Source organism: Pseudomonas fluorescens, from assembly GCF_902497895.1.
GTDB classification, from domain to species: Bacteria; Pseudomonadota; Gammaproteobacteria; order Pseudomonadales; family Pseudomonadaceae; genus Aquipseudomonas; species Aquipseudomonas fluorescens_BP.
Map to the genome: position 1 here is coordinate 1 of NZ_CABVHQ010000117.1, position 7,405 is coordinate 7,405.

Genomic DNA, 7,405 nt, shown 5'->3' on the forward strand with positions numbered 1-7,405 from the left:
CCCCTGGGTCAGTCCCTGGTCATGGGAAGGCTACGACCTCATCTTCGACTACGACTCCCCTCGGGAAGTCCTGGCCTCGTTCCTGCGTGCCGTTAACCACTTCAGCGAAACGGAACTTGAGCGCTACGGCCCCATGGCCGACGAAGGGGACAAGGGCCCGATCAAGAGCCGGCTGTACGACATCATCGACCGCAACCGCGACGGCAAGATGACCGCTGAAGAGCTGCAAGCGGCCCTCCGCCTGCCGGCCCATGCCCAGTCGATCTCGCAGTTGATCGTGCGCTATGAAAGCGAGTGGTATTACAAACCGCAGAAATGGGACGTACTGGACGAACTGCTCGGCCATAGCGGCTCGACCCCGCACCTGAACTGGTTGGCGGAGAAGGAGCGGATCAAGCAACTGAGTTGGTGGAGTGAGGTGGCGGAGAAAGTCGGGTTGCCGGTACATGGGAGGGTGTATCACTTGCATCCGGTGGGGATGGCCGGGCATTTTGCGAAAATGGGCGGGCTAATTAATGTGGAAGATTTTTTACTGCAGTATGAGCAAGTACACAAACTTTTCTCGCCTGACACACCCGCCCTTACTAAAGAGTCAAAAGATAATCTGGAAAAAATAATAATTGCTATAAATACGTATTACGAATCATCTCTGCAGAAAGCAAATCTTTACGAGGTTTCTTATATGCTGGCAACTGCAAGGCATGAAACATACTACTACCCCGACGCCGAGTTTTTTAGCGAAAAGCCAGAGGTTGGAAAGCTTTCTTATTTTAATAAGTATGATCCGGTTCTCGCTTCAGATCCTGAGGGTCGAGAGACAGCTAGGAGAAATGGAAATACCCAAGAGGGTGATGGGTTCAAGTACAGAGGTCGTGGTTGCGTGCATTTGACATGGAAAAATAATTATCAAAAATTCTCAAATTTACTGTTTTTTGATTTTGTTTCAAATCCAGATGCTGCGGCAAAGTTTGAGTACTCCATACCTATCATGATTATCGGCATGACTAAAGGGATGTTCACTGGGAAAAAGTTGGCTGATTACTTAAATATCAACAAAGTAGACTACTTGGCAGCAAGGAAAATCATAAATGGCACTGACGAAAAGGTTTTGATTGCTCCTATGCAGAAAGATTTGAAACCATTCTTAAGAAAACTTCTCAATTGTCTATGGAGTTTTAAGTATGGCTAAGCAAGCATCTATACTTACATTGCTATTTTTATTTTTGGTCTGTTCAAAAGCAAGTGCGGGAGAAATAGTAAGCGGAAAAACCCCAGGAAGCATTATGCTTCGTGATAATGGCCGCGAAGTGGTTTATGAAAATATAACTGGTGGCAAAGAAGGTTTTGATCGCAGGTTAATGGATATAAATGGTTCGCCTGGACTGCAGGTAATAGCTAGATATAATTTTTATTATACTCTGGTGATTGTGGAGGATGGCCTATTAATTGACTGCGCCTACTTTGATGTGCGGAACATCTATAATGGCGCCAGAGCGTCTGCCGGCATGTGCGGACTCAATATGCAACTCAGCGAAGTTTATGATGAAGTTGCGCAGGATTACTCAAATAAATGGCGGGCATCAATTTTTTCTTTTGATACAAGTCCCGTATTTGAGAAGGGGTTGGCAACCAATTTTTTGTTGGGGAAAATTGGAGATATTGAAGTTTATGATAGATATCCTTTAGCTGAGGCGCTAGAGAATGCAGCCCCCCAGAAATATATTAAAAGCTCTTTTGGTTGCTTTAATTTTGGAGATGCAGTGGGGTTCTTGGTGTTTTTAGATAAGGACAAGCCACGCCTTCAATATCTTGACGTTCTTCAGTCGGAAGATCCTATGAAGCTTCAACGTATGAATGAGCAGGATTTAAAAAAATTAGCTGTGGGTAAGTGTGTGTAGCTAGTAGGTGAGGGTTCAGGCTTGTTTCATATGCATTGCGCGGTTCTGTTTTACGCCACGACCAAGTATTGAGCGTAGAAAAATAGGGCGAGTAGTGTGTCGGTTCATTTTTTGGGATAGGTATAAACATGCAGGGCATCATCCATATGGGTGACAAAACCACTGGCGGCGGAACAGTTCTCTCCGGTTCCGCTGCAATGATTTTCGGGGGCATTGGCATGGTTCGCCAAGGTGATCCAGTGAACTGTCCGATTTCCGGTCATGGCACGACAGCGATTGCCGAAGGACACCCGAAGTTTCGTGAAAGTGCTGTTCCTATCGCCTTTCACAAACACCGATGTGCCGACGGTCGTGCCTCGATTTCGTCCTTGCCAGAAGCGGTTGCGAGCTGATGCCGGTCAGGTTGGATAGGGTTCCGACGCCGGCCCCAAGCCCGGAACTACCACGTTTTTGGGTCTGGTTGCTGCTGTGTCCGTTGTGCCTCGCGCTGGGCCTTGGGGGGACGCTGTGGCTGGCTGATGAAGCGTTTGCTCAGCAGTCGGTTCGGTTCTGGGCCACCGCCTTGGGGCTGCCGTTTTTGGGCTGGTGTGTGCTGGGTTGTTTGCGGGCGATACTCTATCTCGGCGAGGTGGCCATGGCTGAGGGTTGGGATCAAGCGCGCGAAGAGGACCTGATCCGAAAAATGCGTCAGGGACGACGATCGCAACAGGTACTGGCTGTCAGTCTGCACACCGCGATGCGTGAGCCGGATGCCCGGAATGGGCAGGCGCAGTTGTCGGTCCTGCTCAGTGGTGAATCGGCCTTGCGGACTCAACCTTCCTGGCAGGAAAGTTCAATACGCCACAGCCGTTTATCGCGAGCGTATGCCGATTCACCCGAGAAGTTGTTGCTGCGGGTGCTATCGAAGGTACTGGCGGAGTTGGCGACTACATTGACGGCACTCCCGGCGGACAGGCCGTTGGCTCTGTTGCTGCAGGCCAATACTGCAGTACCGGAAGATGACATGCACGACATCTGGCAACAGGCCTGGAGTGCATCGGGCATCAAACAGAGGACCACACTGTTGGACGGCAACGGCCTGGCAGCGGTGGATCATTGGCTGGATCAGTGTATTCACGATCAGGCGTTGTTGCTGGTGGTGGCCCTGCAAGTGGCGCCCTTACAGCCCGAGGAGACCGCGGAATCAGTGGTTGGGCTGTTGTTTGGCAATCGGCTGACGCAAAACACGCTTGAACCCCTGGCCTACCTGTACCGTCCCGAACAGGAGCGTGAGGCCACGGCCGCGGATTTGCGCTATGCCGTACGCCTGGCCCTGGATTGGGCGACGCTGGACGCCGAAACCGTCCGGCATGTCTGGCTGTCGGGTGTCTGCTCGGTACGAGAGGCGGCAATCACTACGGTTTTGAGCGAGATACCGATGCCGGTGAAAGTGGGTCAAGGGCTGCATAACATTGGGGCGTCACTTGGGCTGCCGGGCGTTTCGGCGCCGTGGCTGGCGATCGCCGCTGCGGTGGAGGAAATTCGCAGTAGTCGAGAGCCGCACTTCGTCTTCAGTGGGAATGGCGTCCCTGATGAAAAGTTGTGGTGCACGGTGCTAATGCCTGCGTCATCCGCTTCGGCATAGGGAAACCCGGATGGAAAATCGACGGTTTGTAGGGTAGGAGGCTTTGCTCGGGTGGGTATGGCTGATTGCAGGGATCGTGTGTGCATTACTCTGGAGGCAACCCCGTATGCTGGGGATCCAGCCAGGACGGGGCAGATCAAAAGCAAGGCGAGGCGGCCGACCTGTTTGTGGGGTGTACGCATGCTCCTATGGGCGCTACCACAGCCTGCGATCTTTTGACACAGCCTTTACCCCCGATCCTCAAGAATCATGCAGGTCGTCGACCCGGTCGCATACAACCGACCCTCCACATCATAAATCCGCCCCTCGGCCAATGCCGTCGAGCGTCCCAGATGGACGATCTTGCCCTCGGCACGCACGGGTCCGCTGCTGCCGGTGAGGGCGCGGACGTAGCTGATGCGCAGGTCGAGGGTGGTGTAGCCCTGACCCTTTTTCAGTTGGGTGTGGATTGCACAGCCCATGCAGGAATCCAGCAAGGTCGCGGCATAACCGCCATGCACGCTGCCCAGCGGGTTGTAGTGCCGTGAGTCGGGCGTGCCCTGAAAGATGAACAGCCCGGCGGACCACTCAATGGGGATGAAGTCCAGCAAAGTGCCGATAGGGGGCGAGGGCAGCTCGCCATTCCCGATCCCCTCGAAAAACTCCGTGGGCGACAACGCTATGACGTCGGCCATGGACAGGCTGCCGGGCCCGGCCAGACGGGCGCGCACGGCTTGTTCCTGAGCGATCCACTGGGCCAGGGTTGCTTCGCGGGTGGGGCTTTGCATGGAGAATTCCTCTGCGGTTCAGTGACGAGCATGAGGGAAATATTATGATTGAAATATAATCTGATCCAGTGACATAACAGCCACAAATCGGACAATTCGACCTTCGACCTTCGACCTTCGACCTTCGACCTTCGACCTTCGACTTACGACCTACGACCCGAGCAGGAAATCCATCAGGCGTTCGCCGACTTCCAGTCCGGCCGGTTCGGCCAGGTGCACGGCCGATAAAACACTCCATTCGAAACTTGCCACTGATCTGACAATCGCTCGATTGGCCCAGGCCGGGGTGGTGCCGATCGACATCATGGCTACGCTATCTGAGCTGCAAGGTTCGTGGAACCGCCCGGACGCCGAGCAGTGGGCCGCCGTTTACGCCCAGGCCATGCCCCATTATCAATTGCTGATCGAGAGCTACCTCAAGGCTCAGCAAGTGGCGAACGAACACGAAGTGCTGGACTCCCAGCGCTAACCGAGTACCCCACGCCGAATTTCACTCGGCATCGATAAGAAGCGAGGACTACTACAATGGCTAACTCCTACAAACGTCTGGATAAAGACAATGCCGCTGTGCTGTTGGTCGATCATCAAGCCGGCCTGCTGTCTCTGGTGCGCGACATCGAGCCGGACCGGTTCAAGAACAACGTACTGGCCCTGGCCGATCTGGCCAAGTACTTCAAGCTGCCGACCATCCTCACCACCAGTTTCGAAACCGGCCCCAACGGCCCGTTGGTACCGGAGTTGAAAGCACTGTTTCCGGATGCGCCGTACATTGCCCGCCCTGGGCAGATCAACGCCTGGGACAACGAAGACTTCGTCAAGGCGATCAAGGCCACCGGCAAGAAGCAACTGATCATCGCTGGCGTGGTCACCGAGGTCTGCGTGGCCTTCCCGGCACTGTCGGCACTGGCGGAAGGCTTTGAAGTGTTCGTGGTCACCGATGCGTCCGGCACCTTCAACGAACTTACCCGCCAATCGGCCTGGGACCGCATGTCGGCCTCCGGCGCGCAGTTGATGACCTGGTTCGGCCTGGCCTGCGAGCTGCACCGCGACTGGCGCAACGATGTGGAAGGGCTGGGCACCTTGTTCTCCAATCACATCCCCGACTATCGCAACCTGATGACCAGCTACAACAGCCTCACCAACAGCAAATAGCCCGACCGCATCCTCAACGGCGAACTCCAATCGCCCCGTAGGAGCTGCCGCAGGCTGCGATCTTTTGATCTGCGGAAAAATGGATGATCGCCAAAAGATCGCAGGCTTCACCAGCTCCTACACTGTGTGGCATTGTCGCGCCATTGGCTTTGCTGGAGTTGTTTGATGCCGTCCTTTCTCACCAATCACCCGCTGATCTGTGCCCTGGTCCTGATTCTTCTCGACCTGCTGTTGTGGCGGCTGATCACGGCCAGTGGCAGCAACTGGAGACTGGCGGTGCGCCTGGTGATTTTCTCGCTGTTCAGCATGGTGCTGTTCAACGAAGGCATGAACCCGATGCAACCGCCGCCCTGGCCGGAGAATGTGCCGTTGCACCTGGCCGCCACTGGCTTGCAGATCGCTTGGTGGCTGTTCTGCGCGCGGACCCTGACGGTGTTGGGCGGCGCTTTGATGATGCAGCGGGTCGGGCACACCGGGCGGCTGTTGCAGGATTTGCTCGGTGCGGTGATTTTCCTGATCGCGATCATCGCCGCACTGGCCTACGTGCTGGATTTACCAGTCAAGGGCGTGCTGGCGACTTCCGGGGCGGTGGCGATCATTGTCGGTCTGGCGTTGCAAAGTACCCTTAGCGATGTGTTTTCCGGCATCGTCCTGAACACCACCAAACCCTATCAACTGGATGACTGGATCTCCATCGACGGCACCGAAGGTCGGGTGACCGATATCGACTGGCGGGCGACGCGCCTGCAAACTGCCCAAGGCAGCATGGCAGTGATCCCCAACTCCCTGGCGGCCAAGGCCAAGATCATCAACTTCAGCCGACCCAGCGACATGCACGGGCTGTCCGTCAGCCTGCAGATCAGCCCCCATGCCCGCCCGCAAACGGTCATCGAGGCGCTGGAGCGTGCCATGCAGGGCTGCCGACAGTTACTCGGCAAACCCGCACCGAATGTGACGCTGAAAAGCTCCGGCAGCGGCGGGGTGGAATACGAAATCAGCGGATTTGTCTCGTCCATGGGGCAGAAGCGCGAAGTGCGCAATCAGCTGTTCGATCTTGCGTATCGGCACTTGAAGGCGTCAGGGGTGAGCCTGCTGTCGACGGTAGAGAGTGCGGCGCCGGCCAACTTTTCCCGGCCCCGGGCGTTGCTGGAAAGCTCGAATATCTTCTCGACCCTGCGCCAGGAGGAGAAAGACACCTTCAGCCAGAATATGAAGCTGCAAACCTTTCGCGCCGGCGAAATGATCCTGCCCAGCGGCGAAGTCAGCGATCATCTGTTCATTATCGAATCCGGCGTGGTATCGGTGGCGCTCAGCCGCGACGGCAGTAAATTCGAAGCCGCGCGCATGGGGCCGGGAGAGGTGATCGGCGAAGCCGGGATTCTCGAAGACGGGGCGGTGCCCGCGGACTTCTCGGCCAAGACCTTTTGCACCTTGTATCGCATCGAGAAGGAATACCTCAAACCCTGCCTGGATGCCCGTCGTGACATCGGCGATGCGATGAAAACCCTGCTGGATTACCGCCTGCACACCGCGCAAACCCTGACCCGGGAAGTGCCGAAAGCGGTGGAGAAGAAGGGCTTTTTGCAGTGGTTGCGTAACAGGACTTAGGGGGCGGTATGGTGTTTTTCTGGTGTCTGATCTGACGCTTTCCCGAGGTGTCCTGTAGGAGCGAGCTTGCTCGCGATGGACTCAAGAGCGGCGCGTTCATTCAGAAGATACGCGTTATCGTTAACGTCCATCGCGAGCAAGCTCGCTCCTACAGGGCAATGCTGTTCACTTAAGCTCGGGTTTCAGGCACACACACAGGCGTAGCGAGGGGGCGGTGGATCAAGAGCCGGTCGGCTTGTATTTTGTTGATTGGGTACATATCCGTTGCTGCGGTCACGGCGACTCAGGGTTCCGCCCTTACGGCGGGTCACTTGGAAAAGCCCCAAGTAACCAAGGGCTCTTGCCCCTTTCGTTCG

At 55.6% G+C, this 7,405-nt stretch carries 7 protein-coding genes and 2 pseudogenes; 7 read left to right on the forward strand and 2 right to left on the reverse strand.

The window, feature by feature from the left end; translation table 11 throughout:
• The 4 genes and pseudogenes from F8N21_RS30665 to F8N21_RS29380 form a co-directional block, all read left to right on the forward strand.
• A pseudogene (locus F8N21_RS30665) lies at positions 1-1,189 on the forward strand (hypothetical protein); the annotation flags it as partial.
• Entirely contained in the window at positions 1,182-1,898 is a 717-nt protein-coding gene (locus F8N21_RS31205; RefSeq protein ID WP_224788314.1) for a S41 family peptidase, read from the forward strand. The pseudogene F8N21_RS30665 and the gene F8N21_RS31205, both read left to right, overlap by 8 nt.
• A gap of 128 nt (positions 1,899-2,026) precedes the next feature.
• Positions 2,027-2,290, forward strand: coding sequence for a PAAR domain-containing protein (locus tag F8N21_RS29375; protein ID WP_150645460.1), 264 nt, complete (start codon positions 2,027-2,029; stop codon positions 2,288-2,290).
• On the forward strand, positions 2,290-3,522 hold the full coding sequence (locus tag F8N21_RS29380) for a hypothetical protein (protein WP_150645461.1): 1,233 nt from the start codon (positions 2,290-2,292) through the stop codon (positions 3,520-3,522). Before F8N21_RS29375 ends, F8N21_RS29380 begins: the two co-directional genes overlap by 1 nt.
• Positions 3,523-3,749: 227 nt before the next feature.
• Here the strand turns inward: F8N21_RS29380 and F8N21_RS29385 are convergent, their stop codons facing one another.
• Both F8N21_RS29385 and F8N21_RS30670 read right to left on the reverse strand, forming a co-directional pair.
• Positions 3,750-4,289 (reverse strand): PaaI family thioesterase, encoded by a 540-nt coding sequence (locus F8N21_RS29385; protein WP_150645462.1) that lies wholly within the window; start codon positions 4,287-4,289, stop codon positions 3,750-3,752.
• Positions 4,290-4,439: 150 nt separating this feature from the next.
• Positions 4,440-4,595 carry a hypothetical protein gene (locus F8N21_RS30670; RefSeq protein ID WP_191624433.1) on the reverse strand — a complete coding sequence of 52 codons (156 nt, stop codon included), beginning with the start codon at positions 4,593-4,595 and terminating at the stop codon, positions 4,440-4,442.
• Here F8N21_RS30670 and F8N21_RS29390 point away from each other — a divergent pair.
• From F8N21_RS29390 to F8N21_RS29400, 3 genes and pseudogenes are all read left to right on the forward strand, one after another.
• Positions 4,525-4,758 (forward strand): annotated as a pseudogene (locus F8N21_RS29390) (hydrolase); the annotation flags it as partial. The gene F8N21_RS30670 and the pseudogene F8N21_RS29390 overlap by 71 nt on opposite strands.
• Before the next feature lie 56 nt (positions 4,759-4,814).
• Positions 4,815-5,441 (forward strand): isochorismate family cysteine hydrolase YcaC, encoded by a 627-nt coding sequence (ycaC, locus tag F8N21_RS29395; RefSeq protein ID WP_150645463.1) that lies wholly within the window; start codon positions 4,815-4,817, stop codon positions 5,439-5,441.
• Between the two features lie 165 nt (positions 5,442-5,606).
• Positions 5,607-7,049 (forward strand): mechanosensitive ion channel family protein, encoded by a 1,443-nt coding sequence (locus tag F8N21_RS29400; protein ID WP_150645464.1) that lies wholly within the window; start codon positions 5,607-5,609, stop codon positions 7,047-7,049.
• Positions 7,050-7,405 lie beyond the last annotated feature (356 nt).

Coding starts and splice junctions, on each gene's coding strand:
- F8N21_RS31205 (WP_224788314.1), top strand. CDS start 1,182: ATGGCTAAGCAAGCATCTATACTTACATTGCTATTTTTATTTTTGGTC.
- F8N21_RS29375 (WP_150645460.1), top strand. CDS start 2,027: ATGCAGGGCATCATCCATATGGGTGACAAAACCACTGGCGGCGGAACA.
- F8N21_RS29380 (WP_150645461.1), top strand. CDS start 2,290: ATGCCGGTCAGGTTGGATAGGGTTCCGACGCCGGCCCCAAGCCCGGAA.
- F8N21_RS29385 (WP_150645462.1), bottom strand. CDS start 4,289: ATGCAAAGCCCCACCCGCGAAGCAACCCTGGCCCAGTGGATCGCTCAG.
- F8N21_RS30670 (WP_191624433.1), bottom strand. CDS start 4,595: ATGATGTCGATCGGCACCACCCCGGCCTGGGCCAATCGAGCGATTGTC.
- ycaC (WP_150645463.1), top strand. CDS start 4,815: ATGGCTAACTCCTACAAACGTCTGGATAAAGACAATGCCGCTGTGCTG.
- F8N21_RS29400 (WP_150645464.1), top strand. CDS start 5,607: ATGCCGTCCTTTCTCACCAATCACCCGCTGATCTGTGCCCTGGTCCTG.